Genomic DNA, 26,010 nt, shown 5'->3' with positions numbered 1-26,010 from the left:
ATGTTTTTCACAACCCTTCCAGCGCTGGCCATTGCCATTATTGCTTATTGGTTTTTGGGAAGGCAATTTGGCGGGGATGATTTGAATAATGATAAAATTTCTGGTGTCATGAATGTTTTATCGGAGAACTTTGTCATCTCCCCTTGGCTATTATTGGTTCCTTTAATTGTTATAGGATTAGTTGCAAAAAAAGTGCCTGCATTGCCCGCCCTTGCGGTTGGTGTTTTCCTTGGCTGGCTTTGCCATATTTTTGTACAGGGAGGCGCTGCAGGGGATGCTGTGAATACACTCCAGGGAGGGTTTTCGATTGAATCAGGGAACACGATGGTGGACGAGCTATTTAATAGAGGCGGCATTGACGATATGATGTATACTGTGTCCCTTACGATAGTGGCGATGGCGTTTGGAGGAGTTATGGAGCAGACCGGGATGCTAAAAGCCATTGTTGAACAGATCCTGAAATTGGCCCGTTCAGCAAGAAGCTTAGTAGCCACTACCGTGCTATCTGCTTTCTTTACCAATGTAGCGGCTGCAGAGCAGTACATTTCCATTCTGCTGCCGGGCAGAATGTACACACAGGCATTTAAGGATAAAAATCTGCAATCTAAGAATCTTTCGCGGGCCCTTGAAGATGGAGGTACTGTCACGTCCGTGTTTGTTCCTTGGAATACTTGTGCGGTGTTTATCATGTCAACTCTGGCGGTTCATCCATTTGAATATGCACCATACGCGATTTTAAATTTCGCTGTGCCGATTCTGGCTATTATCTTTGCGATGCTTGGCTACAAAATAACATTCATGAGTGATCAGGAACGAAAAGAAATGGAAGAGAACGATCAATTAGCTTCTTAAATTTCAGGCTCCGTACCCTCGGAGTCTTTTTTGTTTTTTGAGAAGATAATAGGGTAAAGGTAAATTGATTCAGACTGTAAAATTTTGAATAGGAACTTTCAGTTAGCGAAGAATATATTTTGTTGAAAGGAGAGATAAATATGGCAGAGCAGACACTTTACGAAAAAGTAGGCGGCGGAGAATCTATTGAAAAGGTTGTCGATTATTTTTACGAGGAACTGGTATTGAAGGATCCGACCGTCAATCAGTTTTTCGAGCATACCGATATGGTAAAGCAGAAACGCCATCAATCCAAGTTCATCAGTTATGCTCTTGGAGGGCCAAATCAATATTCAGGTAATTCCATGGCAAAAGCACATGAGGGCATGAATCTGCAGCCGGAACACTTTGATGCAATTGCCAGGCATCTGCATGATGCACTTGCGCATTTCGGAGTGAGTGAGAGGGATATCGATGAAGCTTTGACTCGTGTTGCAGCGCTTCGGGACGATATTCTATACAAATAAGCTCCCCGTGGGGAGCTTTTCGTTTTTTATTCGATTTTTGGCAGGTCCTCACGCCGGATTCAATCAGCTGTTTTCTTTCCTGACACCGTACTTCCTCAGCCTATATTGCAGATTTTGCCGGCTCATGCCAAGGGATTTTGCGGCTTGGGTTATATTATTGCCATGGTGTTTAAGGACTTTCTTTAGATAGTAGGTTTCGGCTTCCTGTATATATTGTTCAAGTGATTTAATAGGCTTGTTTTTCTGAATCAGCAAATCCTCCAAATGACCGGTTTCGTTCGGCTCCTCCTTGAATTGCGGCTTATTCCGGAAATGAAGAGGCAAATGGACATAGCTGATCGCTTCTTCCTGATCAATCAGATTCATGGCTCCTTCGATAATATGCTCCAGTTCACGTACATTGCCCGGCCAATCGTATTGCTCGAATTTGCTCATTACTTCTTCATCGATTTCCGCTACATTCATTCCAAAGAGCTGATTGTATTTTTCTATGAAAAATTGTGCAAGATCCCGGATATCCTTTCTTCTCTTACGCAGAGGCGGAATGAAGAGGGAAACAATGCTCAGCCTGTAATATAAATCTTTTCGCAAGCGGTCTTCTGAGATTGCATCAATCGGGTCTTCGTTAATGGTTGCTATAATTCTAACATCTACTGTCCGGTCTTTCGTATCACCGACCCTGCGGACCGTTTTTTCCTGTAAAACTCTCAATAGCTTTGCCTGCAGGGCTGGATTAAGTGAATTGATTTCATCAAGCAGCAAAGTCCCGCCATTTGCCTGTTCAAACAATCCAGGCCTTTCAATGGAGCCTGTAAATGCACCTTTTTTTGTGCCAAATAGAAGACCCTCTATCAGACTGTCTGGAAGAGCAGCGCAATTTTGAGAGATAAATGGTTTTGAAGATCGGCTGCTGCCATTATGGATGCTTTGGGCAAAGAGCTCTTTTCCTGTGCCGGTCTCTCCGATAATCAGGACAGAAGAACTTGTCCGGGTTGCTCTTTTGCTCGCTTCAATCACTTCATTGATCTCGTCGCTTGAGCCAATTATACTATCGAAAGTATAGCGGGTGTCTCCGCGTTTATTCATATTTTCTCTGATCAGCTTTTCAAGCTTGGTTACATCACGCGCGATTTCCATAGCTCCAATCTGTTCGCCATCTTCCATAATTGGAAAAGTATTATTGATCGTGGTGATTTCCTGCCCCTTATTGTTAAAATAGGTTTGTTTGGCATTTTTAATTTTGCTGCCATTTTTGAGCGCCTGAAGTAAGGTGCTGTCTTCGTCCTGGTTGAAAGAAAACACATCCAGAAGATTTTTATCCAATACATCTTCATAATCCATGCCTTCTATTTGAGCCATTTTTTTATTGTAGAAAGTTGTTCTTCCTTCCTCATTCACTACATGGACACCAACATCAATTTCATCTAATATCCGCTGAAAGATTTTGTTTTTTAGTTGGAGCTGTTCAATTTCCCTGTGATTCATTGTAATCTCCTTCACTCGGCAGTTTATTCAATAGTATATATTTAATTGAATATATGCAATGAAAATTTGCACCAGAAAGTATTGGTATTTCAAAAAGAGCAAAAAAATTTTGCTTCCAGCTTATAAGAATTGTTATTTATCAGCTTTTTATATTTGGCACAGTTCTTGCATTATAAAATGGTGGATAAAAAACGAATTTATTAAAGGGGGATGGCATCATGGTACAGCCGTACAAACATGAACCTTTCACAAATTTTAAAACAGAAGAAAACCGTGAAGCGTACTTACAGGGATTAAAAACAGTCGAAAGCTATTTAGGACAGGATTATGATCTTTTAATTGGCGGAGAGCGCATTTCTACTGAAGATAAAATTGTATCATTCAATCCTTCTTATAAAGAAGAAGTCGTTGGCCGTGTATCAAAGGCAAACCGCGATCTTGCCGAAAAAGCAATGCAGGCTGCAGTCGAAGCATTCAAGACTTGGAGAAAAGTAAAGCCGGAAACACGCGCAGATGTGCTATTCAAAGCTGCTGCGATTATCCGCCGCCGAAAAGCTGAGTTCTCTGCACTTTTAACAAAAGAAGCAGGAAAGCCTTGGAACGAGGCAGATGCTGATACTGCAGAAGCGATTGACTTCCTTGAGTACTATGCACGCCAAATTTTAGAAATCAAAGACGGTGTTCCAGTCAATAGCCGTCCGAACGAATATAACCGTTATGACTACATTCCATTGGGAGTGGGGATCATCATTTCTCCTTGGAACTTCCCGCTTGCGATCATGGCCGGTACAACTGTTGCGGCAATCGTGGCAGGAAATACTGTTCTTTTAAAGCCAGCTTCTACAACTCCAGTTGTGGCTGCGAAATTCGTTGAAGTGATGGAAGAAGCAGGCCTTCCGAAAGGCGTTCTGAACTTCGTGCCTGGCAGCGGTGCGGAAGTGGGCGACTACCTGGTTGACCATAAAGATACCCGCTTCATCTCCTTCACAGGATCACGCGACGTGGGTCTTCGCATCAACGAGCGCGCATCTAAATTAAACGATGGCCAAATCTGGCTGAAGCGCGTTATCGCGGAAATGGGCGGCAAGGATACGATCGTTGTCGACAAAGAGGCAGACCTTGAATTGGCAGCGACTTCCATCGTGGCTTCTGCATTTGGATTCTCCGGCCAGAAGTGTTCAGCATGTTCACGTGCGGTTGTTGTAGAAGATGTCTACGATCAGGTGCTTAACCGAGTGGTTGAACTGACTAACGAATTAACACAGGGCAATCCTGAAGACCAAAGCAATTACATGGGTCCAGTGATTGACCAGGGCGCATTTGACAAGATCATGAGCTATATTGAAATCGGCAAAGAAGAAGGCAAGCTGATGGCAGGCGGAGAGGGCGACAGCTCGAAAGGCTTCTTCATCAAGCCGACTGTATTCGCAGACCTTGCCCCGGATGCACGGTTAATGCAGGAAGAAATTTTTGGACCTGTCGTTGGCTTCACAAAGGCAAAGGATTTCGATCATGCGCTTGAAATCGCCAACAACACCGAGTACGGCTTAACAGGAGCAGTGATCACACAGAACCGGGAGCACATCCAAAAAGCGCGCGAAGATTTCCATGTTGGAAACCTTTACTTCAACCGCGGCTGTACGGGTGCGATTGTTGGATACCAGCCATTCGGCGGATTCAACATGTCAGGAACAGACTCCAAAGCGGGCGGACCTGACTATATCCTGCTTCACATGCAGGCAAAGACGACTTCTGAAATGTATTAAAATCTGTAAAGCATGTATGGGATATTTAATATCCTGTACATGCTAAAACCTTAAATAGTTTAAAGAAGAATAGCTTAACGTTACAATAAAAAGGACTATTCGGAAAAAGGAGGAATTTTAATTGACTGAAGCGACAAAATCAAAATCACTAATTGAACAAACTGAAAAATACGGTGCACACAACTATCATCCGCTGCCAATCGTTATTTCCAAAGCGGAAGGTGTTTGGGTGGAAGACCCTGAAGGAAATAAATATATGGATATGCTAAGTGCTTATTCAGCTGTAAACCAGGGGCACCGCCATCCAAAAATCATTCAGGCGCTGAAGGAACAGGCAGATCGTGTAACATTAACTTCACGTGCTTTCCATAACGATCAGCTTGGACCATGGTATGAAATGATCTGTGAACTGACAAATAAAGAGATGGCACTCCCTATGAACACAGGGGCAGAAGCAGTCGAAACGGCAATTAAAGCTGCACGCCGCTGGGCTTATGACGTAAAAGGGGTTGCGGATAACCAGGCGGAGATCATTGCTTGTGTCGGAAACTTCCATGGCCGTACAATGACAGCGGTTTCCCTTTCTTCTGAAGAAGAATATAAGCGCGGCTTCGGACCTATGCTTCCAGGCATTAAGCTGATTCCTTACGGGGATCTTGACGCTCTTAAAGAAGCAATCACTGAGAATACGGCGGCTTTCTTAATTGAGCCAATCCAAGGTGAAGCTGGAATTGTGATTCCTCCGGAAGGCTTCCTGAAAAAAGCATATGAAACTTGTAAGGAAAACAATGTATTATTCATTGCAGATGAAATTCAGGCTGGCCTTGCGCGTTCCGGAAAAATGTTTGCATGCGAATGGGAAGATGTAGATCCTGACATGTTCATTTTAGGGAAAGCGCTTGGTGGAGGAGTATTCCCGATTTCATGCGTAGTTGCGAATAAAGATGTTCTTGGGGTATTTAATCCTGGATCACATGGTTCAACATTTGGAGGAAACCCAATGGCTTGTGCCGTATCTGTTGCTTCCATGAACGTATTGGTTGAAGAAAAGCTGGCAGACCGTTCCCTTAAACTGGGCGACTATTTCATGAGCAAATTAAAAGAAATTAATAATCCGGTTATTAAAGAAGTGCGCGGCCGCGGCTTATTTATCGGTGTTGAGCTGAATGAGCCAGCTCGCAAATATTGTGAAGAGCTTAAAGAACAAGGATTGCTTTGCAAAGAAACGCATGACACGGTTATTCGTTTTGCCCCTCCTTTAGTCATTTCTGAAGAAGAGCTTGATTGGGCAATTGAAAGAATCAATAAAGTATTAAGCTAATACAATTATACGGACAGTTGACCCTTGTGTCTGAATTTGTGATGCAGGGCCGCCGGTTATGGAGTATTGCTGTAATTTTCCTAAATATTAAAATCAAGAGGTGCCATGATGGGAGCTGCAGGAGTAGCTGGTAAAGTATCTGAACAAAAAATGGAAGAGTCTTTAAATTTATTTACTTCAACTCAAGTTGTGATCAAAGAAGCTTTGAACAAGCTCGGCTATGCAGATGAGATGTATGAGCTGCTGAAAGAGCCGCTGAGGATGCTCACGGTAAGAATCCCGATAAGGATGGATGACGGGTCGACAAAAATTTTCACCGGCTACAGATCACAGCATAATGATGCGGTGGGACCGACAAAGGGCGGTGTCCGTTTTCATCCTGAAGTAAATGAAGATGAAGTAAAAGCATTATCCATGTGGATGAGTTTAAAGTGCGGAATTGTGGATCTTCCTTATGGAGGAGGGAAAGGCGGCATCATTTGTGATCCCCGTTCCATGTCAATGGGGGAGCTGGAACGCTTAAGCCGAGGTTATGTCAGGGCAATCAGCCAGATCGTTGGCCCTACAAAAGATATACCTGCTCCGGATGTTTATACGAATTCACAGATCATGGCCTGGATGATGGATGAATACAGCCGCCTCCGTGAGTATGATTCTCCCGGATTTATCACAGGCAAGCCTCTTGTTCTCGGCGGGTCACAAGGAAGGGAAAAGGCTACTGCACAAGGGGTAGTGATCTGCATCGAGGAAGCTGCGAAAAAGCGCGGCATTTCCATTGAAGGAGCACGTGTGGCTGTTCAGGGATTTGGAAATGCAGGAAGCTTCCTGGCAAAATTCATGCATGATGCAGGCGCTAAAGTGGTCGCCATTTCAGATGCCTATGGTGCTCTATATGATCCGAATGGACTGGATATTGATTACCTTCTTGATAGGCGCGATAGCTTTGGAACGGTAACGACCCTTTTCGATAACACTTTGACAAACGAAGAATTGCTTGAACTTGATTGCGATATCCTGGTTCCTGCGGCTGTGTCCAATCAGATTACCGCTGCAAACGCTCATGATATTAAGGCTTCCATCATTGTAGAAGCAGCAAATGGCCCAACCACTCTTGAAGCTACAAAAATTCTTTCAGACCGGGGAATCCTGCTTGTTCCTGATGTTTTAGCAAGCTCAGGCGGTGTAACCGTATCCTATTTCGAATGGGTGCAGAACAACCAGGGGTACTATTGGACTGAAGATGAAGTTACAGAAAAGCTTGAAAAAGTGCTTGTTCAGGCTTTCGATAATGTTTATCAGACTTCACAGCAGAGAAAGGTAAATATGCGTTTAGCTGCTTACATGGTCGGTGCAAGAAAAATGTCTGAAGCCTCCCGATTCCGGGGATGGGTTTAAGTAAAAATAACAGATAATTTTCCCTGAAAAAATCCTTGCACGCTAAGTGCAAGGATTTTTTGCATATATTATCGGGTTGGTCTTGCTTCAGGTTCTCTTTCCAGCTCTTCATTAGGTTTAAAGAGCAGACCCAAATTGATAAGACCTGCGATGCCCACCAGGCCATATATGATTCTGGCTAGGGCTGAATCCTGGCCGCCGAAGATAGCTGCCACAAGATCAAATTGGAAAAATCCGATTAAACCCCAGTTAATAGCGCCAATAATTGTTAGAACCAGTGCAATACGCTGAATGCCACTCATGATGTTTCCTCCTTATAGTATAGGTTCACTATTATGTTGCTGCACGTAAATAAAAAATATTCATTGTACTATTCGTAAAGGGCCACAATGAAGGATAGACGAACATTCTTTTTGCATTAGCTGAAAATTTGAAAGATAATGATGGGGAAAAGGAGATGGTGATATGCAAAATTTTACCTTTTATAATCCGACTAAATTAATCTTTGGGAAAGATCAGCTTTCCCAATTGCAGACTGAAATCCCTCAGTACGGCAAGAAGGTTCTTGTTGTATACGGCGGAGGAAGCATTAAGCAAAATGGATTATATGATAAAGTGATGGCTCAGCTAAATGAAATTGGTGCTGAAGTGTTTGAATTGGCAGGGGTTGAGCCTAATCCAAGAATCTCTACTGTTCGCAAAGGGGTTGAAATCTGTAAAAATGAGGGCGTCGATTTCCTGCTGGCTGTTGGCGGAGGGAGTGTAATCGACTGCACCAAGGCTATCGCTGCCGGTGCTAAATATGATGGCGATGCCTGGGATCTGGTTATCAAGAAAGCTTTTGCTGAAAAAGCTCTGCCGTTTGGAACCGTTCTAACCTTAGCTGCTACCGGTTCTGAAATGAATGCCGGGTCCGTTATTACAAATTGGGAAACAAACGAAAAATACGGATGGGGCAGTCCCGTGACATTTCCTAAATTTTCAATTCTTGATCCTGTTAATACGTTCACAGTGCCAAGAAATCAAACGGTGTATGGAATTGTTGATATGATGTCCCATGTGCTGGAGCATTATTTTCATCTTGAAGAAAATACTGATTTTCAGGATCGCATGTGTGAATCCCTGCTGATTACCATAATGGAGGCAGCTCCTAAACTTCTTGAAGATCTTGAAAGCTATGAGCATCGTGCAGCCATTTTATATTCGGGCACGATGGCGCTGAATGGAATTCTGAATATGGGCTATCGCGGAGACTGGGCAACGCATAATATCGAGCATGCCGTATCGGCTGTTTATGATATCCCTCATGGCGGCGGCCTTGCCATTCTGTTCCCGAACTGGATGAAGCACAATCTGAACGTGAAGCCTGAGCGATTCAAGCAGCTGGCTATCCGTGTATTTAACGTGGATCCCGCAGGAAAAACAGATGAGGAGACTGCGCTTGAAGGCATTGAAAAGCTTCGTGAATTCTGGAGCAGCATTGGTGCACCGTCACGCCTGGCAGATTATGATATCGATGACAGCAAGATCGAATTGATGGCAGATAAAGCGACTGTCAACGGAGAATTCGGCAATTTCGCGAAATTAAACCATGATGACGTGGTTTCAATCTACCGCGCTTCTTTATAAATACCAGGGTGGACTCTGCCATAAGCAGAGTCCTTTTACATTTTTCGCCGAAAAATGACAATCACCATTTGCGCGTAAAAAATATGTCAAAATTGGACACGCTTACATTAGGGGATGATTCTTGATTAACTTTAAGGCTTTCGTTAAAGTGGTATAAGGATGACAGCCAGAATTACTGCAGGCTGTTTAAATTTGAGAAAAATTGGAGGACATTCATGACACACGTTCGTTTTGATTACGCAAAAGCACTTCCTTTTTTTGGTGAACATGAAATTACATATTTGCAGGATGCAGTGAAGGTTGCTCACCACTCCCTTCATGAACAAACTGGAGCTGGCAGCGACTATTTAGGCTGGATCGATCTGCCTTCAAACTACGATAAAGAAGAGTTCTCCCGCATTCAAAAAGCGGCTGAGAAAATTAAGAATGATTCCGATGTTCTTATTGTCATTGGAATTGGAGGCTCCTATCTTGGAGCGCGTGCGGCTATTGAAATGCTTCAGCACAGCTTCTATAATGCACTTTCAAAAGAAAAGCGCGGTACTCCGCAGGTACTGTTTGCCGGCAACAATATCAGCTCTTCTTACATGAAGGATTTAATGGATCTGCTTGACGGAAAAGATTGGTCCATCAATGTGATCTCCAAATCAGGCACAACAACTGAGCCGGCATTGGCTTTCCGTATTTTCCGCAAAATGCTCGAGGAAAAATATGGTGTGGAAGAAGCGCGTAAACGAATCTATGCTACGACCGACAAAGCGAGAGGTGCTTTAAAAACTCTTGCGACAGAAGAAGGCTACGAGTCATTTATTATTCCTGATGATGTGGGCGGCCGCTATTCTGTTCTTACAGCAGTAGGTCTTTTGCCGATAGCTGTCAGCGGTGCAAGCATTGAAGATATGATGAAGGGTGCTGCACAGGCACGAGAAGACTTCAGTAAATCTGAGCTTCAGGAAAATGCAGCCTATCAGTACGCTGCTGTCCGCAATGTTCTCTATAACAAAGGCAAAACGATTGAAATGCTGATCAACTACGAACCAGGACTTCAATATTTTGCAGAGTGGTGGAAGCAGCTGTTCGGTGAAAGTGAAGGAAAGGATCAGAAAGGAATTTTCCCTTCTTCAGCTAACTTTTCCACTGATCTTCATTCATTAGGCCAGTATGTGCAGGAAGGCCGCCGGGATCTTTTTGAAACGGTTATCAAGGTGGAAGAATCACGCCATGAGCTTACCATTGAAGAGGCAGAAAATGATCTTGATGGCCTGAACTACCTTGCTGGTGAGACTGTCGATTTTGTGAATAATAAAGCTTTTGAAGGAACCATGCTTGCACACACAGACGGCGGGGTGCCAAACCTGATCGTCTCCATTCCAAAAATGGATGCCTACACATTTGGCTATCTGGTTTACTTCTTTGAAAAAGCCTGTGCAATGAGCGGCTATCTTCTGGGAGTGAATCCTTTCGACCAGCCTGGTGTCGAAGCATACAAAGTGAACATGTTCGCCCTATTAGGAAAACCAGGATTTGAAGAGAAAAAAGCTGAACTTGAAAAGAGGTTGAAGTAATAGTGAGAAGCGTCTGCCTGCGGGTGGGCGTTTTTTTTATTGGCTAAAATGATGCCGCTGCTAAATCGTATTCATGATATCCCCCATTTTGGAGAAACTAAGCAAAAAGCGAAAAAGGGGATGGATTCAGTGATTGAGATACCTTCAAAAGTGGAAGGAAAGCATTTTGATCTATATAAGCTGGAGCAGGCTTTGAAGCCAATTGGCTATTCAATTGGCGGGAACTGGGATTATGATCACGGTTCTTTTGACTATAAAATTGATGATGAGGTGGGCTACCAGTTCTTAAGGGTCCCATTTAAGGCAATTGATGGGCAGCTTGATGATCCTAGCTGTACGGTGGAAATAGGCAGGCCGTTTCTGCTTTCCCATAAGTACCAGCGCGGTCTTGATGACCACGCTTATACAGGAAATTTCAGCGCCTCCTTTGATCAATTCTCGGAGCCTGTGGATAAGGACGCCAGTTTTCCGAAGGAATTCATTGATCTCGGCAAAGCGCTTGTCGAAGAGCTTGAGTCCATATTAATAAGAGATTAACCGAGTATAACAATCAGCTGGTCCTGCTGAAGAATTTTAAATGGCTGGGGAGGATTAACCAGAGTTTCCTCCCCTCTTTTAACACCTAAAAGGAGGATGCCTTCATTCATGAGCTCTGCACTAAGTTCAGCAAAGGTTTTATTTTCTATTTCTTCCGATGCAGGCTGAAACGTTAATTTTCGTTTATCAAGCTGTCCGAGCAAATCAAGAAAAGAAGTAACGAGCTCCTGGGAAGATATGCTGTTGATCATAACGAAGCTTGTGAGCACATTCGTCTGGACAATTTCATCAGCCCCCGCTCTTTTGGCATTTGCTGCCTGTTCAGAAGTTAATATTTCCACGATACATTGAACATCCCGATTCAACCCTTTGATTGCCAATAAGGTTAAGATTGAATTCATATCAGCATGCAATTCATCTTTATTCTGATCTGCTGTAATGATGACTTTTTGCGCGTCAAATATATTTGCCTTCATGAGGACATCATCTCTGTTAGCGCGTCCCTGAATAAAATGTACATTATTATGGGGAACAGGATTTGATTTTAATGTTTCATCGATTAAAGCAATGGAATGGTTCATCCCATCGCCCCCGAGTGTATTAACGATCTCCCTTGCCCGTTCATTCCAGCCAATCACAACAATATGATTTTTGCCCCGATATTCAACTTTTCCTTCCAGAAAGTCATTCTGCCGGGTCACTGCGGCTGTTGCAAGTGAAATAAAATATGTAGACAGAAAGCCCGCTCCTGTTAAGATAAGCGCAATTCCTATAATGCGCCCGGCAGTGCTTTTCGGATATAAATCTCCAAATCCGACGGTGGAAGCTGTAACCACAGCCCACCAGATCCCATCAAAAAAGGTCGGAAAAGAGGAGGGCTCGATAATATGTATTAATCCGCCAAAAAGAAAGATCACCAACAGGGCAATCAAGAGAATCCTGATTACTAAAGGCAGACGGATGAAACTGTAATAAATGTGCTGAGGCATAAAACATCACTCCTAATAAAAAACCATGGGTGTTAAAAAAAACAGGAAGCAAGAATAAAAAAAAAGCCATGCCAGGTATATACTTAATTAAGTATATCGTCTATTGCACGGCTCAGCAGTTGAATATCCTTTGATATTTCATTTTTCACGTCGTCAATCTCGCACCTTTCATATTCATCCATGAGAAGGGAGAGTTCTCTCTTTAGTATGACAGCCTCGTGTTCAACATCCATGATGACTCCCTCCTTTAGGGGTATAAAGGACTAACAGGCAGTTAGTTAATTTATTTGTAATGTTACAATTATGTTACCCGGATTCTTTACAATTTAAACGGTAAAAACGTCAATTATTAAACAAGAAATTTAGAACGGATATAGTTTACCCTCTTATTTTGCATCTAAACACATTGGCTTTAATGAATAGCTGGCAAGTAAAAAACAAAAAATCCTCGTGGTATACCCGAGGATTCTTAGAGACAGTTCTATTTTCGAATCAAGTTGTAAACCGAGGCCCCTATCAGATCTCCGGCTTCTTTCATCCGCTCGGCACTAATGTGCTCGATGGAATCCAGCGGAGTATGATAATACGGCTCAAGATTGGCTGTGACAGGCTCCCGTCTGATAAAGTTAACAGCCGGGATGCCTGCATCGTGAAAAGAAACATGGTCGGATGCGCCGCGCTGATAAAGTACTAATTCAGAAGGTGTGCCAATGCGCTCTGCAGTAGCAAGAGCGGTTTCTGTTGCAATATTTGCCTGGCCATCAAGGGTATTCATGTAAATCGCAGTTGCATTTTCCCATGCTGTACCTACCATATCCATATTGAAGTTTGCGATGCTCCGCTCTATCTCATTGCCGCTCAGCTGGCTGACATAATGCTTAGAACCAAGAAGCCCAATTTCTTCTGCGCCTACAAATGCGAAACGCAATTCTTTGTCAGAAGGATAACTTTTCAGAACTCTCGCCAGCTCTAGGGCAACAGCAGTACCTGATGCGTTATCGCTTGCCCCTGGAGCAAATGGGACACTATCAAAATGCGCAGAAATGTGGACAATATCAGTTTCTCCGCCTTTATTAGGCTTAGGGTTCTTGATGGCAATAATGTTTTGCGATTTTATGTTTTGAAATCTCTTTACAGTCAGCGTTACCGTTTTGTTTTCTGCCGCAATATCTTGAAGGAGTGCTTCTCCGCTTACTTTCGTTATGCTTCCCACAGGAATAGTATAGGGACCTCCGATTGAGGGATTCATAGGGGCTGGCTGATCCACATTATTGTAAATGAGGACCCCTGCAGCCCTGGCATTTACTGCATTTGAAACTTTTTCAGAGAAAGGGATATCTCCGCGTGAAATGAGTGCTATTTTTCCTGATGCTTCTTCTGAGAAATCAGCTGCCCTGCCTAATCCGGCATCATATAATTCAGATGTAATTCCTTCTTCAGGCGTCGATCCTGACCCGGAAGGAATGGTTACAAGAACCTCCTTCAGATCACTGGTATGCAAACCTCCAGCCATTTTATCAGGAATGCTGAACTCTTGTGTATCGACTGTGTAGCCATATGACTCAAGGCGTTTGCGAATGAAATTTGCTGCTTCGTTTTCCGCTTCCGTTCCTGCAACCCGAGGCCCGATGGTTTCTGATAAATACCTGACATCCTCCATCATGCGAGCTGCATCTACCCTTGCGATTACCTTCTGATCAAACGATTTTGAGCCTGGATTTTCTGCCTGGCTTTGTGCTGCCTCAGCACTCTGCACAAATTGAACAGGCACCCCATACATGCTTGAAGCTGTCAGAACCGCTGCAAGCATGACAGAAGATGCTTTCTTTCCAACTTTCATCTTTTATTCCCCCTCGGCTAGTAGTCCAGCTATATGTATTCGCTTACATAACTCTGCTTCCTTTTATCAAAGGGTAAAACGAATCGATTATCCTAGCAGTTTTATTAATAATGGGAGAAAAGGAAGATATTAACTTTTTGGGTTCAGGGAAATGGCAGCTGTAAAGTACTATATCTAAGATTCATACTTTTTTAGTCATGACTTTTGGAGGACTCCGGTGGCTTGTTATCGCTTCTCTTTTAGAAAATACAGGTCTTTCGACTATCGAAACTCAAGTGATTTTAATCTATTCTGAAAATTATAAAGTTTATATAAGGGAGGATCTTTTATGAAAAAAGCTGCTTTAAAAGTGTTCATAACTTCAGCTATCGCTTTCCCGCTGATTGCCGGCGGGGCTTTGCCTTCAATTGGTAAAGACAGCCACAGCAGCATTGCCTCAGCTGAAACACAGATTAAAGTCGAAAATGGCATGACGCAGCCCGTTTTTTCCCTGGACGATGCCATTGTCGAAAGGATTTTTGTTGAAACAGACACTGACAGTGATCGGGATGGAAAGATGGATCGGGTACGTGCAGATATTATTAGGCCAAAAGAAACAGAGGAAGGGTTAAAGGTTCCAGTTATTTATGAAATGAGCCCTTACCGTTCCGGAATTAAAGGTGTCCCGGTTTATGATGTGGATACAGAACTTAACACTGTGCCTGGAAAAGGGAAAGACAAGGGGGAAAAAGGAAAACCGCAGGCTAATCTCCCGGGGTATTATGATGATTATTTTGTGCCCAGAGGCTATGCGGTTGTTCTGGCGGAAAGTGTAGGGACAGGCCTTTCTGACGGCTGCCCTACAACCGGGGATGAACATGAAATCCTTGGAACACGGGCTGTAATTGATTGGCTGAATGGAAGAACAAAAGCTTTCAATGCAGAGGGACAGGAAATAAAAGCTGATTGGTCAACAGGAAACGTTGGGATGACAGGAGTTTCCTATAACGGAACACTGCCAAATGCTGTGGCTGCCACTGGAGTGGAAGCCCTTAAAACAATTGTGCCCATTGCTGCAATCAGCAGCTGGTATGACTATTATCGTTCAAACGGTGCTGTGATTGCGCCAGGGGGGTATCAGGGTGAAGATGCGGATAATATGGCGGAAGCGATTTTAACCAGGAAAAGCCCTGAAGCATGCAGCAATGTCATAAAAGAATTAACGGAAGGCCAGGACAGGGAAACCGGGGATTATAATGAATTCTGGAGTAAAAGAGATTATACCAAGGATGCTGATCAAGTAAAAGCAAGTGTCTTTATTGTCCATGGATTAAATGACTGGAATGTTAAAACAAAGCATTTTTCAGATTGGTGGCAGGCACTTGGCGAGAATGATGTTCCAAGGAAAATGTGGCTTCATCAGGGCAGCCATTCCAGCCCCTACAGCTTTAGACGTGATGTATGGCTTCCGACTTTAAATAAATGGTTTGATTACTGGCTGTATGATATAAAAAATGATGTCATGGATGAACCAATGGTTGACATTCAAAGAGAGGATAAGACATGGCATACAGAGGCAAGCTGGCCGGCTAAAGGAACCTCAGGAGCAAAATTGCATTTTAAACCGGCTTCCGATGGAGGCGGCAGCTTAGAATTGCAGCCTGTACCAAATAAGAACAAGAAAAACCAGCATTTTGTGGACGATGCAGCAATAAAGGCTGAAGAGCTGGCTTTGAATCCGGATTCTGCATTGGCTAATAGGCTTGTCTATTTGACTCCGCCTTTAGAAAACGATATTCGCATGAGCGGAACGCCAGAGGTTCAAATTCGTGCAAGCATAGACCGTAAAACAGCCAACCTAACAGCCCTCCTTGTTAAATATGGGGAAGGAAAGCCGGAAATTGTTACAAGAGGGTGGATGGATCCTCAAAACCTTCACAGCGAAGATAGATCCACCGGGCTTACACCGAACCGTGAATATACATTTACATGGGATATGCAGCCTGATGATTATGTGTTTAAAAAAGGTGATCGTCTGGGAGTAGTTGTTTTATCAAGCGATTATAACTATACAATCAGGCCAAAGGCAGGCGCGAAAATAACCATCGATCCGGAAAGAAGCCATATAATGCTTCCTGTGCAGGGTGGAGTTAAAGCATTTAAGTAGAAAATAGAGGGATCATTTCTTGGTCCCTCTTTTCTATTTTAATAGACTATTTTAGGAAAATAGTAGCATTGCCACAATTGATCTATTTGAATTAAAATAAGTTTTATCTCATAAATATACAAAAAAGTGCATCTGGAGGTACATAATGAATAAAAAGAAAGTTTTTTCAGGAGTTCTGGCAGCAAGTATTTTGGCATCTGTTCCATTAAGTTCCGCTCATGCCGTTAGTCCGAAGTGGGTCAATGTTAATGTGTCAGAGGAAAAAGACGGAAGTTTATTCAATAGCGAAAACTACGACTTTATGAAATTCTCAGTAATAGGGACAAAACTTGCAGAAATTGAAAAACAGTCTAATAGAGTGAAGGTGGAGGTAAAGGGAACTTCCGCTGATGGAAATCCACTCTATGTTGTCACCATTGCTGACCCTGGTGCACACGGCAAGTTCGGCAAATTTCAGGCTTTAAGAAAGCAAATGTTCAAAAATCCTGAAAAAGCCCAGGATTGGATAGCAAAAAATCAGGACTTTAAAGTCCCAATCATGATCAATGGATCGATCCATGGCACAGAGTTTGTGGGAAGCGATGCAGTCATGCAGCTGATTGAACGTTTTGCCACGCAGAATGACGAGGAGACAAAGGAAATTCTGGACAATAACATTCTAATTTTTAATGTGGTGCAGAACCCGGATGGCCGTGTGGATGCAACCCGTTTTAACGGTGAAGGAATTGATTTGAACCGTGACTTTATTACGCAATCACAGCCTGAAACGCAGGAGACGGTATCTTTAATTAAAGAGTGGAACCCGATGGTATTCCTTGATACTCACGGGTATGTGAAAAATTATGCGCCAAACAAACAGGGGTTGATTGAACCTTGTACACCGCCTTATAATCCAAACTATGAGTATGATTTATACCAAAAATGGGCTAATGATCAGGCGGCAGCTATGGAAGCTGAAATTATGGGGGACAAGGCTCTCTACACAGGCGCTCTTTATCAGAAAATGGAAGGCACCTATATTCCTCAGCGGGATGATTCAGCAGGCTGGGATGATTACCCGCCGATTTTCACACCGATGTACGCCATGTACCATGGTGCTTACGGCCATACGCTTGAAGCTCCGACAAATGATGAAGATGGCGTACGCTGGATGTACAATGCCATTATGGGAGCATTAAAATATGCAACAGGAAATAAGGACGAAATGATTACCGATCAAATTGAAATGTTTAAACGCGGTATTAACTTTGATCACCCTTTCCATGAAGAGGGGTATTTCCCAAAAGCGTACGTCCTGCCAGTGAATGAGAATGATCCAACAGTAACAAATAAGGCTGTGAATCATTTAATTAAGAATGATATCGAGGTTGAACAGGCTTCACAAGCCTTTACATCTGACGGAAAGACCTATCCGAAAGGCACTTACATTGTACCGATGGATCAGGCAAAGGCTGGCCTGGCAAACACCATGCTTTGGGATGGTGAGGACATAACTGATGATACACCTGCCATGTATGATATTTCTGCCTGGAGTCTTCCTGAGCTATGGGGCTTTGAAGCGATCGCAGTAAAAAGTGATGTAAAGGCAGCTGCTTCGAAAGTAAATAATGTAAAAGAACAGGGCTCAATCAGCGGAAAAGGTCCTTATATTATTCCAAACAGCTCAGTGAAAGCAGTTCAGCTCGTGAACACACTTCTTAAGCAAGGGGTAATGGTTAAACGAGACAGTAAAGGTAACTTCTACGCTGAGGAATCAGCAAATGCCATTTCAGCAGCTGTTAAGGATTCTGGCCTTAGGATTACTTCCGGGAAGGTTCCCGCTGAAGCTAAGGCAATTAGCGAAGTAAGCGTAGCCATCTTAAAAGATGGGGGCATGAACAAGGCACAATCTCATTCAGGAACAAAACTGGCACTTGAAAGATTAGGCTTTAGTGTCACGGAATTAACTCCATCAGAAGTAGCGAATAACGGTCTTGCCTCACATGATGTTTTTGTTTACAGCGGAACGGAAAATTTAATTTCTTTGAATTTAAGCAATGCCAATAAAGAATTTGGCCTTAAAAATCAGGAAGAGCTGGCTGCATTTAAAGCATATGCAGAAAGGTTCGTTTCTGAAGGCGGAAAATATATTGCTGTAGGCGCCGGTGCTTCCCGTGCCACAAAGACTCTTGGCCTGACTGACGATGTTATTAATACTGGAGGGTCCAACAGCAATGGAATCATTAAGGTAGAGTATAAAGGCATTGGCGCATCAGCAGGCTACACTGGGGATGACCTGGGATTTGTTTACCCTCCAGTCTGGTATACTGGCACAGAAAATGATGAAGTGCTGGCAGCCATTGCTGATGAAGAAAATTTCTTTGTTGCCGGACACTGGAAAAATCGCAGTGCAGCACAGGGACAGGCTATCATGGTAAAAGAGCAGGATAAGGATGTTACACTAATCGGACTTGAAGCGGGCTTCCGGGATCACACGGATTATCTCTTCCGGTTGCTTTCAAACTCTATTTTTGAGGAGTAATTAGTTTTCCGCGGCCGAATCATTTGACTAATATATGCATAAAACATATAATTAAGCTAACAAAATAGTTCGGATTCTTCCTAAAGGGGAGTAGCTTTCAAGTAGAGTCGTCAATACGGGATGTTAAATCTCCGGCTTTACTGGCAGCAGATGTTGCTTGCGAGACCTTTACCATTTATTTGGTAAGGTCTCTTTTGTTTTTAAGGCGCTGAGACCAATAAATGGCTCTGTGCCTTTTATTTTTTGGGGAGAGTCTGGAACAGGGAGGTTTAATAATGAAACTGTATCATCAGCTTGCAGGCAGTGTGAAATTTTCAAGAAGCCTTAATTGGACCAGACTTCTTGAAAAGGACGACAGACTGGAATTTATTGGGGCAGGGAGAAGTGCCTTCGCTTTTAGGCTTAAAGAAACCAATCTTGTATTAAAAGTCTTTTTTCCGGAATTTAAAAGAATTGCCAGGGAAGAAGCGGAGATTTACAGGGCATTGCCTGACCATCCATACTATCCCTCTTTATATGGCTCTGGAGATAACTATATTGTAATTGATTATGTGCAGGGGCTGACTCTGTTTGATTGTCTTGCGCAGGGGGTACCGATAAAGGAGGAGACAATAAGACAAATTGATGAAGCCTTAAAACTTGCGAGGGAAAGCGGGCTAAACCCCTCGGATATTCATCTGCGCAACATTATTCTTACAGAGGATGGGCATATTAAAATCATTGATGTTGCCCGATTTAAGCAAACGAAAAATTGTTCACAGTGGGACGACTTAAAGCATGCATTCTATAAATTTTACAGAAGAAAATATTTTCCAAAGAAGATCCCTGTATTAATTATGAATACAATTGCGGCTCTTTATAAAAAGCGAATTGTTCGTTTGGGTTCTTAAACAGTTCATTTGATAACGCATTTTTCTTTTGAAATAATAAAGGCCATAAAAACAGAAAGGGGCAGGTATCCATGAAGGTTCTTATCGTCGGAGCAAACGGGCAAATTGGAAAGCAGCTGGTCAAGCTTATCAAAGAAGGGGATAAACATACAGCAAGAGCTATGGTCAGAAAAGAAGAGCAGGTCCGCCAGTTTGAAGATATGGGTGTGGAAACGGTACTAGCAAGCCTTGAAGGAACAGTTGATGAACTGGCTGAAGCAGCCAAAGGCTGCGATGCGATTGTATTTACTGCAGGTTCAGGCGGAAATACCGGATATGACAAAACGCTGCTTATTGACCTTGACGGAGCGGCAAAAACAATTGAAGCGGCGGAGAAGGCTGGTGTGGACCGGTTTATTATGGTGAGTGCTATTCAGGCAAATAATCGCGATAAGTGGAGTGAAACAATCAAGCCTTATTATGCGGCGAAGCATTATGCCGACAGATTTCTGGAAAACAGCAGATTGAACTACACAATCGTACGTCCGGGAGGCCTGACAAATGACCCGGGAACCGGCAAAATTAAAGCAGCGGAAAACTTGGATCGGGGCTTCATTCCCCGTGAGGATGTAGCTAAAACCCTTTATGCTCTGCTGGATAAAGAAAATACCTTTAAGCAGGCATTCGACCTGGTATCAGGCGATGAAGATCCAGAAGCGGCAGTGAAAAATATATAACTCTTTCCCGGTGTGTATGCACCGGGACTTTTATTGGCAAAAAAGAATAAATATGACGGGTTTGAAACAGATTAATAAGAAAAACAGGAGCCGGCTCAATGGATAAAAAATAGGCAAAACAAGTATTTGCAGAAGAAGAAATCCCTATACCCAAGGGATTTGGCGACGAAGATGTAAATTTGGACGCCCCTCCTCTTTTTACGGAATTTACAAGTTAAATAATTAAATAATCTGCTGAAACTTGCCATTGGCTAATTCCAATGTCCTTTTCGTTTTAATTGACGCTTAAAAGGGAATAGGGAGCTGTAAAAGGAATGTTTCACAAATGTTGTTTAAGTGTCACAGCTTTTAGGCTGGAACTGTGGAATAATGTGATGTAGTGAGCATTCAAGAGGAGTGAGTGAATGTATAAAAAACAGGAACGCATATTGATGTGGCTTGCTTTTACAGTGGCTATCATTATGGGGCTTTCTTTTATCGGACGCATTTTTGCAGGATAGGAAAAGGAGAATGTTAAATGGGAAATGAAGAATCAGTTTTTTTCAGCCGTGTCTTAACAGAGCTGACATTATCCTTCCATATCATTTACGCAACCATTGGTGTCGGCATCCCGCTCATGATTATGATTGCGCAGTGGGTGGGAATCAAAAAGCAGGATGAACATTATATTCTGCTCGCTAGAAGATGGACGCGCGGTTTTGTCATTACCGTGGCTGTCGGAGTTGTTACCGGTACTGCCATCGGCCTGCAGCTCTCATTGCTGTGGCCTAACTTTATGGAACTCGCAGGCAATGTCATTGCGCTGCCTCTGTTTATGGAGACATTTGCTTTTTTCTTTGAAGCGATCTTCCTCGGGATCTATCTTTATACTTGGGATCGGTTTGAGAATCAGAAGAAGCATTTGCTTTTATTAATCCCGGTCGCAATTGGGGCATCATTCTCAGCTATTTTCATTACAATGGTAAATGCCTTTATGAACGCACCGCAGGGCTTTGATATTGTGAATGGCCAGCTTGTTAATATTAACCCGGTACTGGCGATGTTCACGCCTGCCATGCCGACAAAGGTTGCGCATGTGCTATCCACTGCCTATATGACATCAGCGTTTGTTCTTGCATCAATAGGTGCTTATCGTCTTTTAAAAGGATCGAATCATATTTACCATAAAAAGGCATTGATGCTTACAATGAAAATCGGATTGATTTTCTCGATCGCTACAGCGGTAATTGGTGACTTCTCGGGAAAATATCTTGCGGAATACCAGCCTGAAAAACTGGCTGCGGCTGAGTGGCATTTTGAAACAGAAGAAGGGGCACCTTTAATGCTATATGGGGTTCTTGATGACGGTGAAGTGAAATATGCAATTAAGATTCCATATGCACTAAGCATTCTTGCACACAGCAATCCGAATGCAGAAGTGATCGGGCTCGATCAATTTCCGGAAGATGAAATTCCGCCGCTTTATATCCATTATTTATTTGACCTTATGGTGACCATTGGCATGTGGATGACGGCACTATCACTCATCTATGTCTTAGGCACCTGGTTTAAAATGCGCTTTGTTGCGGCGAAATGGTTCCGCTGGCTGATCGTTCTTGGCGGGCCATTATCGATCATTGCGATTGAAGCGGGATGGTGGTTTGCGGAAGTGGGCCGGCAGCCGTGGATTCTCCGGGGCATTATGCGTACTGAAGATGCTGCCACTTCAAGCGGCCAGGTAGACCTTATGCTTCTGCTGTTTGCAGGCTTATATCTCGTGCTGGCAATCGGAAGCATCATTGTCCTCACCAGAATGTTCCGCAAAAATCCGGTCGAGCAGGAGTTGGCCGACCGTGAGCTGGAGAAAGAAGGTGAGCTTCGATGACGCTTGAGATCCTCGGAATTTCCGTCTTATGGCTGTTTCTATTCGGCTATGTCATCGTTGCTTCTATTGACTTTGGGGCAGGATTTTTCAACGCATACAGTCTGTTCCGCGGAAAGCATCATATTTTAACGCGAATTATACAGCGCTATTTATCACCGGTTTGGGAAGTTACAAATGTGTTCCTGGTGTTCTTCTTCGTTGGCATTGTCGGATTCTTCCCAAAAACTGCCTACTATTATGGAACGATCCTGCTGGTGCCGGCAAGCATTGCGGTAGTCCTGCTTGCCATTCGCGGTTCATATTACGCTTTTACCACCTACGGCGGACTTAGACAAAAAAGATGGACCTATCTGTACGGGCTTTCAGGTCTTTTCATTCCTGCATCCCTGTCCATTGTCCTGACCATTTCAGAAGGCGGATTCGTTAGTGAACGTTCAGCGGGACTGGAGCTTGACTATTGGACATTGTTCACCAGCCCGCTGACATGGAGTATTGTTGTGCTGAGTATAACAGCAGTACTATATATATCAGCAGTGTTCCTGACCTGGTATGCCAATAAAGCAAACGATGAACCGGCCACAGAACTGCTGAGAAAATACGCTCTTATTTGGGCGTTGCCTGCTATCGTAACAGCGACAGGCATCATTGTCGAACTGAGGGACCACAACCCTGAGCATTTCAGCAGATTAATGGACCTGTGGTGGCTGTTCGGCATCTCATTCATCTTGTTTGCGGGGACTGTTTATCTAATATGGAAGAGAAGGTACTATGGACTTGCTTTCGGGCTACTGACAGGGCAATTCTTTGTAGCGTTCTTTGCCTACGGAATCTCGCATTATCCGTATCTGCTTTATCCCTACCTGACCATTTATGATGGTTTCACAAACGAAGCTATGGCCATCGCCCTAGTCATTGCCTTTATAGCAGGATTGGGATTGCTGCTGCCGTCACTTTATCTGCTGCTCAGGCTGTTTCTTTTCAATAAAGACTATGTTCAGGGAAAGCGTGACGACCATGCATAGGAGGGGAGAATCATGGCGGAATTTGTAATGTTTTATGCGCCGTTTATCGTAATCTTTGGTTCCATCGCTGCGGCTTTTTGGCTGGCGGGGAAGGATGAAAGAGTGGAGGAATAACAAGTAATTGAGATAAAAAAGCTGCAGGGCCTATTTTAGCCTTGCAGCTTTTTCTAAATTATGGAGAATAGGGGGCTCGAACCCCTGACCTCAACGCTGCCAGCGTTGCGCTCTCCCAGCTGAGCTAATCCCCCAGGTGGTGGTACAAGAAAAATTATAACCACATCGGGGCTATCTTGCAAGAGGAATTATTAAAAAATTTACTGCATACTATCGATTTCCATGCACTGTACTCCAGGAATACTTGATACACTGTAATATACATCAGTGGTTCTCCTTTTATAGTCCACCCCAACAATCAGCTGAACGAGATGGAGGTGTTCATCCTCCAGATCTTTGATTCGGATGTGTTTTATAGATATATCAAGATCTTTAATTGCAGGTATGATGTCGGCGATGGTTTCTTTATTCCTAACCTTCAGCTGCAGGTTGATTTCTTTTTCTCTTAAACGGCGGGGGCCAATTAAGCCCATAATAAATGGGATCACCTCCACTGATATGATCAGGAGAGCCACTCCCGCCATGGCTTCAATGTAAAACCCGGCCCCCACCGCAATTCCGATTCCTGCTGCCCCCCAAATTAATGCGGCTGTTGTAAGACCCGAAATGCTGTCATTTCCCCGCCTTAATATAACGCCTGCACCCAAAAACCCGATTCCGGAAACAATTTGTGCAGCTAAACGCAGAGGATCCATCGTTATATTGATGTCATCATTGCCGGGAAACATATAAGCCGACTCTATAGACACAATAGTCAGCAGGCAGCTTACTATGGAAATTACTAAACTGGTCTTTAGGCCGACGGGCTTTCTTTTTAATTCTCTCTCCAGGCCGATAACAAGACCCAGGACTGCTGAAATCCCCAGCTTCATTAATATTTCTATCTCTAAACTGCTCATAATATCTCCCGCTTTTTAAAAGTATTATATATCCAAAATAGGATCTAATAAAACCGTAGTAAAAGTTTGGCTGTACGTTGTAAAATGAAATATACCCTAATTATTAGGAAACCGAAACAAGGAGTATAAAAAATGTCTAATACAAAAATAAACCCTTATGTTGTCCTGGCAATTGGCGTCGTTTCTGTCTCTACTTCGGCAATATTGGTGAAGGTATCCAGCGCACCATCGGGAGTCATTGCTTTTTACAGATTATTTTTTTCTGTTCTTTTCATGTTGCCTGTGTTCCTTATAAAGTATGTTCCCGAACTTCGTCTTATTACAAGGCGGGATTGGATCTTTTCCATTATTGCCGGTGTGTTTCTTGCCTTCCATTTTATTCTTTGGTTTGAGTCGCTGAACTACACCTCTGTAGCCAGTTCTACAGTTCTTGTGACTCTTCAGCCCCTTTTTGCGTTTGCAGGTACATATTTCTTTTTTAAAGAAAAGTTTACCTGGAAAGCAATATTAAGCGGGCTTCTCGCAATTGTGGGCAGTATTATTATCAGCTGGGGAGATTTTCAAATCAGCGGGACTGCTTTGTTCGGGGATATACTTGCAATCATTGCCTGCGCCCTGGTAACAGCCTACTTAATGTTTGGGCAAACAGTCAGAAAAAGGATGTCACTCGTTACCTATACTTTTGTTGTCTACAGTATAAGTACTGTTACATTGTTATTCTACGTGTTAATGGTTAATGAACCTTTAATCCCATATGGAACCAGTGACTGGGTATATTTTATATTGCTGGCTCTAATTCCAACCCTGCTTGGACACACATTATTTAATTGGTCACTTAAATGGCTAAGCACCTCAACTATTTCTATGGCCATCTTATTTGAGCCGGTAGGTGCTGCAATTCTAGCTTATTATTTGCTTCATGAGTCGATTATATGGACACAAGTTCTTGGTGGAACAGTGGTAATTGGAGGAATAACTATCTTCTTATTAGATGAGAGAAGGATTCGGATGAAAGAATTGAAGAGAAAAACAACTGTTTCCGGATAAATGGGAGCTGTCTATAGGTATATTAGTGAAAAAATCTCCCTGAAAGAGGGAGATTTTTTTATCTGAATACATAGGTCAGAGCTGAAAAAATAAATGCAGCTGTAACAGAAAAGATGAAGGTGCCTCCATAGACCTCTTCATCTGAGTTTGCAATTTTAATTCCCTCTGCATAAGCATAAGCAAACAAAAATACGGCCATGATTACTGATAGGTATAGTGCTGCGGTTTCCAGTCTGATTCACACCTTCCGTATAAAGTAGAGTTAATAGATATTATGAAAATTAACTCAAACTATTACTATTTCTTCTTTATACTGGCTATATTTTATTTTTGAGTTTGTATTTAAATAAGCAGTTATTTGAAATTTTTTATAAATTTACTATTCTGTATGGATGCTTTTAAAACTGTGGAAAAGTGAACAAAGTTATCCACATGCTGTGTGTAACTTTGTTGACAACTGTAATAATAAGTATCTTACAGTGGATAAGTATGTGGGCATGTCTGATAAAGCTTTCGAATAATATGTTATTGATATAACTTATTCTTAAAAGTTCAAGTTAAATACGCATTAATTTGATTTGTAGAACATGCACCTATTATGAGATCTGGTTGCAGATCAATTAGATTATCTGCCGCTTTATTAAAGGTACTCTCTAATGGATTGATTCCAAATCGATCATCTAATAGAGAAGAGATAAATAACAAAAATGCATCAAAGATATAAAGATAAATATTTTTGAAAAATTATATTGCAAACATTTAATGAGTCATGGTATATTAATTCTTGTCCTTAACAAGGTAAGTTGAACAAAGGAAAACATTTGAAAAAAGTTGTTGACTTGTTCATGGATAACATGTTATATTAGTAAAGTCGCTTCTGGGCGATAAGGTAAAATGTAACAAGAG

General features: G+C 42.7%; 22 protein-coding genes and 1 tRNA gene. 16 read left to right on the top strand and 7 right to left on the bottom strand.

All coding sequences use genetic code 11. The features are described 5' to 3' along the window. A partial coding sequence (locus BFI01S_RS15185; protein WP_268875337.1) for an SLC13 family permease occupies nt 1-852 on the top strand: 852 nt, incomplete at its 5' end. Between the two features lie 140 nt (nt 853-992). Next, nucleotides 993-1,358, top strand: a complete 366-nt coding sequence (locus BFI01S_RS15180) for a group I truncated hemoglobin (protein ID WP_048011712.1) — start codon at nt 993-995, stop codon at nt 1,356-1,358. 63 nt (nt 1,359-1,421) lie between these two features. On the opposite strand, the gene BFI01S_RS15175 is transcribed toward BFI01S_RS15180, so the two are convergent. Continuing rightward, nucleotides 1,422-2,843: a sigma-54 interaction domain-containing protein gene (locus BFI01S_RS15175; protein WP_061793365.1), complete on the bottom strand. Its 1,422-nt coding sequence runs from the start codon at nt 2,841-2,843 to the stop codon at nt 1,422-1,424. Between the two features lie 218 nt (nt 2,844-3,061). Here BFI01S_RS15175 and pruA point away from each other — a divergent pair, with 218 nt between their 5' ends. From pruA to BFI01S_RS15160, 3 genes are all read left to right on the top strand, one after another. After that, a complete protein-coding gene (gene pruA / locus BFI01S_RS15170) occupies nt 3,062-4,609 on the top strand; it encodes an L-glutamate gamma-semialdehyde dehydrogenase (RefSeq protein WP_061793364.1) in 1,548 nt (515 codons plus the stop codon). A 121-nt stretch (nt 4,610-4,730) separates the two neighbouring features. Beyond that, nucleotides 4,731-5,930: an ornithine--oxo-acid transaminase gene (locus tag BFI01S_RS15165; protein WP_061793363.1), complete on the top strand. Its 1,200-nt coding sequence runs from the start codon at nt 4,731-4,733 to the stop codon at nt 5,928-5,930. Between the two features lie 150 nt (nt 5,931-6,080). Then, a complete protein-coding gene (locus tag BFI01S_RS15160) occupies nt 6,081-7,325 on the top strand; it encodes a Glu/Leu/Phe/Val family dehydrogenase (RefSeq protein WP_061793367.1) in 1,245 nt (414 codons plus the stop codon). 68 nt (nt 7,326-7,393) lie between these two features. Here the strand turns inward: BFI01S_RS15160 and BFI01S_RS15155 are convergent, their stop codons facing one another. Continuing rightward, nucleotides 7,394-7,627, bottom strand: a complete 234-nt coding sequence (locus BFI01S_RS15155; RefSeq protein ID WP_035333406.1) for a DUF378 domain-containing protein — start codon at nt 7,625-7,627, stop codon at nt 7,394-7,396. A 163-nt stretch (nt 7,628-7,790) separates the two neighbouring features. Here BFI01S_RS15155 and BFI01S_RS15150 point away from each other — a divergent pair, with 163 nt between their 5' ends. From BFI01S_RS15150 to BFI01S_RS15140, 3 genes are all read left to right on the top strand, one after another. After that, a complete protein-coding gene (locus BFI01S_RS15150; protein ID WP_061793362.1) occupies nt 7,791-8,954 on the top strand; it encodes an iron-containing alcohol dehydrogenase in 1,164 nt (387 codons plus the stop codon). A gap of 215 nt (nt 8,955-9,169) precedes the next feature. Beyond that, nucleotides 9,170-10,519 carry a glucose-6-phosphate isomerase gene (locus BFI01S_RS15145; RefSeq protein ID WP_061793361.1) on the top strand — a complete coding sequence of 450 codons (1,350 nt, stop codon included), beginning with the start codon at nt 9,170-9,172 and terminating at the stop codon, nt 10,517-10,519. A gap of 129 nt (nt 10,520-10,648) precedes the next feature. Continuing rightward, nucleotides 10,649-11,056 (top strand): YugN-like family protein, encoded by a 408-nt coding sequence (locus BFI01S_RS15140; RefSeq protein ID WP_061793366.1) that lies wholly within the window; start codon nt 10,649-10,651, stop codon nt 11,054-11,056. On the opposite strand, the gene BFI01S_RS15135 is transcribed toward BFI01S_RS15140, so the two are convergent. The 3 genes from BFI01S_RS15135 to BFI01S_RS15130 all read right to left on the bottom strand — a co-directional run bounded on the left by BFI01S_RS15135 (nt 11,053) and on the right by BFI01S_RS15130 (nt 13,885). Continuing rightward, nucleotides 11,053-12,045 carry a potassium channel family protein gene (locus BFI01S_RS15135; protein WP_061793360.1) on the bottom strand — a complete coding sequence of 331 codons (993 nt, stop codon included), beginning with the start codon at nt 12,043-12,045 and terminating at the stop codon, nt 11,053-11,055. The genes BFI01S_RS15140 and BFI01S_RS15135 overlap by 4 nt on opposite strands. Before the next feature lie 83 nt (nt 12,046-12,128). Next, nucleotides 12,129-12,278 carry a hypothetical protein gene (locus BFI01S_RS23475; protein ID WP_169799775.1) on the bottom strand — a complete coding sequence of 50 codons (150 nt, stop codon included), beginning with the start codon at nt 12,276-12,278 and terminating at the stop codon, nt 12,129-12,131. A 248-nt stretch (nt 12,279-12,526) separates the two neighbouring features. Continuing rightward, on the bottom strand, nt 12,527-13,885 hold the full coding sequence (locus BFI01S_RS15130) for a M20/M25/M40 family metallo-hydrolase (RefSeq protein WP_061793359.1): 1,359 nt from the start codon (nt 13,883-13,885) through the stop codon (nt 12,527-12,529). Between the two features lie 328 nt (nt 13,886-14,213). Here BFI01S_RS15130 and BFI01S_RS15125 point away from each other — a divergent pair, with 328 nt between their 5' ends. The 7 genes from BFI01S_RS15125 to cydS all read left to right on the top strand — a co-directional run bounded on the left by BFI01S_RS15125 (nt 14,214) and on the right by cydS (nt 23,158). After that, on the top strand, nt 14,214-16,031 hold the full coding sequence (locus BFI01S_RS15125; protein WP_061793358.1) for a Xaa-Pro dipeptidyl-peptidase: 1,818 nt from the start codon (nt 14,214-14,216) through the stop codon (nt 16,029-16,031). Nucleotides 16,032-16,176: 145 nt separating this feature from the next. Continuing rightward, nucleotides 16,177-18,552, top strand: a complete 2,376-nt coding sequence (locus BFI01S_RS15120; RefSeq protein ID WP_061793357.1) for a M14 family zinc carboxypeptidase — start codon at nt 16,177-16,179, stop codon at nt 18,550-18,552. 275 nt (nt 18,553-18,827) lie between these two features. Beyond that, nucleotides 18,828-19,442, top strand: coding sequence for a serine/threonine protein kinase (locus BFI01S_RS15115; protein WP_061793356.1), 615 nt, complete (start codon nt 18,828-18,830; stop codon nt 19,440-19,442). A gap of 71 nt (nt 19,443-19,513) precedes the next feature. After that, nucleotides 19,514-20,158 carry an SDR family oxidoreductase gene (locus tag BFI01S_RS15110; protein WP_061793355.1) on the top strand — a complete coding sequence of 215 codons (645 nt, stop codon included), beginning with the start codon at nt 19,514-19,516 and terminating at the stop codon, nt 20,156-20,158. Between the two features lie 517 nt (nt 20,159-20,675). After that, complete coding sequence (locus tag BFI01S_RS15105) at nt 20,676-22,022, top strand: cytochrome ubiquinol oxidase subunit I (RefSeq protein WP_061793354.1); 1,347 nt, start codon at nt 20,676-20,678, stop codon at nt 22,020-22,022. Next, a complete protein-coding gene (locus BFI01S_RS15100; RefSeq protein WP_061793353.1) occupies nt 22,019-23,044 on the top strand; it encodes a cytochrome d ubiquinol oxidase subunit II in 1,026 nt (341 codons plus the stop codon). The genes BFI01S_RS15105 and BFI01S_RS15100 overlap by 4 nt, the downstream gene beginning before the upstream one ends. A 12-nt stretch (nt 23,045-23,056) precedes the next feature. Next, a complete protein-coding gene (gene cydS / locus BFI01S_RS24715; protein ID WP_373682887.1) occupies nt 23,057-23,158 on the top strand; it encodes a cytochrome bd oxidase small subunit CydS family protein in 102 nt (33 codons plus the stop codon). Nucleotides 23,159-23,219: 61 nt separating this feature from the next. On the opposite strand, the gene BFI01S_RS15095 is transcribed toward cydS, so the two are convergent. Both BFI01S_RS15095 and BFI01S_RS15090 read right to left on the bottom strand, forming a co-directional pair. Beyond that, a tRNA-Ala gene (locus BFI01S_RS15095) sits at nt 23,220-23,292 on the bottom strand. Between the two features lie 66 nt (nt 23,293-23,358). Then, nucleotides 23,359-24,057, bottom strand: a complete 699-nt coding sequence (locus BFI01S_RS15090; protein ID WP_061793352.1) for an MgtC/SapB family protein — start codon at nt 24,055-24,057, stop codon at nt 23,359-23,361. Between the two features lie 132 nt (nt 24,058-24,189). Here BFI01S_RS15090 and BFI01S_RS15085 point away from each other — a divergent pair, with 132 nt between their 5' ends. Continuing rightward, nucleotides 24,190-25,104: a DMT family transporter gene (locus BFI01S_RS15085; protein WP_061793351.1), complete on the top strand. Its 915-nt coding sequence runs from the start codon at nt 24,190-24,192 to the stop codon at nt 25,102-25,104. Nucleotides 25,105-26,010: the final 906 nt, after the last annotated feature.

It is taken from the genome of Cytobacillus firmus NBRC 15306, from assembly GCF_001591465.1.
In the GTDB taxonomy this organism is placed as follows: domain Bacteria; phylum Bacillota; class Bacilli; order Bacillales; family Cytobacillaceae; genus Cytobacillus; species Cytobacillus firmus.
The sequence above is the reverse complement of the archived record's forward strand: the minus strand, read 5'-3'. Positions and strand labels throughout refer to the sequence as shown.

What these genes read in the sequence shown, in the direction of transcription:
- BFI01S_RS15180 (WP_048011712.1), top strand. Translation starts at nt 993, where the DNA reads ATGGCAGAGCAGACACTTTACGAAAAAGTAGGCGGCGGAGAATCTATT.
- BFI01S_RS15175 (WP_061793365.1), bottom strand. Translation starts at nt 2,843, where the DNA reads ATGAATCACAGGGAAATTGAACAGCTCCAACTAAAAAACAAAATCTTT.
- pruA (WP_061793364.1), top strand. Translation starts at nt 3,062, where the DNA reads ATGGTACAGCCGTACAAACATGAACCTTTCACAAATTTTAAAACAGAA.
- BFI01S_RS15160 (WP_061793367.1), top strand. Translation starts at nt 6,081, where the DNA reads ATGGAAGAGTCTTTAAATTTATTTACTTCAACTCAAGTTGTGATCAAA.
- BFI01S_RS15155 (WP_035333406.1), bottom strand. Translation starts at nt 7,627, where the DNA reads ATGAGTGGCATTCAGCGTATTGCACTGGTTCTAACAATTATTGGCGCT.
- BFI01S_RS15150 (WP_061793362.1), top strand. Translation starts at nt 7,791, where the DNA reads ATGCAAAATTTTACCTTTTATAATCCGACTAAATTAATCTTTGGGAAA.
- BFI01S_RS15145 (WP_061793361.1), top strand. Translation starts at nt 9,170, where the DNA reads ATGACACACGTTCGTTTTGATTACGCAAAAGCACTTCCTTTTTTTGGT.
- BFI01S_RS15135 (WP_061793360.1), bottom strand. Translation starts at nt 12,045, where the DNA reads ATGCCTCAGCACATTTATTACAGTTTCATCCGTCTGCCTTTAGTAATC.
- BFI01S_RS23475 (WP_169799775.1), bottom strand. Translation starts at nt 12,278, where the DNA reads ATGGATGTTGAACACGAGGCTGTCATACTAAAGAGAGAACTCTCCCTT.
- BFI01S_RS15130 (WP_061793359.1), bottom strand. Translation starts at nt 13,885, where the DNA reads ATGAAAGTTGGAAAGAAAGCATCTTCTGTCATGCTTGCAGCGGTTCTG.
- BFI01S_RS15125 (WP_061793358.1), top strand. Translation starts at nt 14,214, where the DNA reads ATGAAAAAAGCTGCTTTAAAAGTGTTCATAACTTCAGCTATCGCTTTC.
- BFI01S_RS15120 (WP_061793357.1), top strand. Translation starts at nt 16,177, where the DNA reads ATGAATAAAAAGAAAGTTTTTTCAGGAGTTCTGGCAGCAAGTATTTTG.
- BFI01S_RS15115 (WP_061793356.1), top strand. Translation starts at nt 18,828, where the DNA reads ATGAAACTGTATCATCAGCTTGCAGGCAGTGTGAAATTTTCAAGAAGC.
- BFI01S_RS15110 (WP_061793355.1), top strand. Translation starts at nt 19,514, where the DNA reads ATGAAGGTTCTTATCGTCGGAGCAAACGGGCAAATTGGAAAGCAGCTG.
- BFI01S_RS15105 (WP_061793354.1), top strand. Translation starts at nt 20,676, where the DNA reads ATGGGAAATGAAGAATCAGTTTTTTTCAGCCGTGTCTTAACAGAGCTG.
- BFI01S_RS15100 (WP_061793353.1), top strand. Translation starts at nt 22,019, where the DNA reads ATGACGCTTGAGATCCTCGGAATTTCCGTCTTATGGCTGTTTCTATTC.
- cydS (WP_373682887.1), top strand. Translation starts at nt 23,057, where the DNA reads ATGGCGGAATTTGTAATGTTTTATGCGCCGTTTATCGTAATCTTTGGT.
- BFI01S_RS15090 (WP_061793352.1), bottom strand. Translation starts at nt 24,057, where the DNA reads ATGAGCAGTTTAGAGATAGAAATATTAATGAAGCTGGGGATTTCAGCA.
- BFI01S_RS15085 (WP_061793351.1), top strand. Translation starts at nt 24,190, where the DNA reads ATGTCTAATACAAAAATAAACCCTTATGTTGTCCTGGCAATTGGCGTC.